General features: G+C 46.5%; 1 protein-coding gene. It reads right to left on the minus strand.

Going from position 1 to position 1,300, the window contains the following annotated elements:
* A partial coding sequence (locus JOD18_RS24085; protein WP_239588347.1) for an ISLre2 family transposase occupies positions 1 to 1,293 on the minus strand: 1,293 nt, incomplete at its 3' end.
* Positions 1,294 to 1,300: the final 7 nt, after the last annotated feature.

Here is a 1,300-nt window from a genome sequence, read left to right on the forward strand (position 1 = left end):
TCGGATTCCCTTTTTCACGTCTCTTTGTTTTCTTGTGCTTCGTTGCTGGTTCGCCAAATAAGCTTGTCGTAAGGTTTGATTTCGTATGCCTTGCTTAATCTTGACCATCGCTTCTCCACCTGCCTGACTCCAATGCATCCCGCGTTTTTTCATGCGGAAGGACACCTGTCGTTGATGGGATTCCATCGCTCCTAGTTTCCTGGCATCTGCTGGGCAGTCGGAGATAACCTCCCGCCAATCATAAATACGCTGCCAGTTATGAAGAATATACTGGCGAAAGCGTTGCACTTTCTCGATCTGTTTGTCGTCTTCTAACGTACTTTCATACGTATCTACTTGTAGTTTAAATGCCTCTAAATCACGGGTCTTTATCGCCTTGCGGACCGCCTTTTTATTTCCCTTTTCTTCGGAAGGAAAGGTGCGGTTCACGCTCTGAGCTACATGATAGGCATCCAACTGGTTGAGCACCTGATGCTGGGATTGGGAAAAAGCCGTTTGAAATCGTTCTGCCGTATAACCGTTGCCACCATCACTATTTGTCACTACTTGGGTCTGTTCTAGGCTGTAACGACTGGCTGCCATCGTCTGAACCTCCTCCCAAAAAACATCTGTTGGCTGGGTGGTCAGAATAACGGTTGGTTCCTTCAGAGAGACACGGTTTCCTCGTTTCTCCCATCCTTCATACAAGATAGCGTGTCGCACTTCCATATGCTGTTTCTTTTGACATCCACGAATAAAGACCCCGTCTGCCTCTGCATAAAAATAGTCCACTTTTTTCCCTTCTGGTAAAGAAGTAGCTTCTTCCATCTCTGTCACTCGGTCTTGATCAGCTTGAGCTTGGGCTTTCCCTACCACTTTCACCATCTGCCCCACCGTTTGATGACTCAGCTGGACAGGCGTCCATGCTTCTAATGTATGGGCTACTTCTCTATACGTGCTTTCACTGGCCATCTCCGCTACTTTGACCTCCACCAAGGGGCTGTAGCGCTGCCTCTTCCGCAAACCGATCCATTCATCGAAGGGATAGATCGCTTGACCATTGGGTTTTTTCATCAAGGTACGATCGAATGTTACCATTCCAAACATAAACTGGATACTTCGGCTATCGGTACGTTCTCGCTTCCATCCTTCTGCCAATCGTTGAGATACCAGTACACGATCCAGTTCTTGGAAGACTTGCCCTACTAAACTTGTGAAGCAACCATACATCAGGCGATGGGCTTCTTCCTCCATTTCAATGACATTCGTTGTATCCTTTATTAATTCATATAGTTTTGATATAATTAGTTCCATGAGAAGG

This window comes from Gracilibacillus alcaliphilus (assembly GCF_016909015.1).
GTDB lineage: Bacteria > Bacillota > Bacilli > Bacillales > Amphibacillaceae > Gracilibacillus > Gracilibacillus alcaliphilus.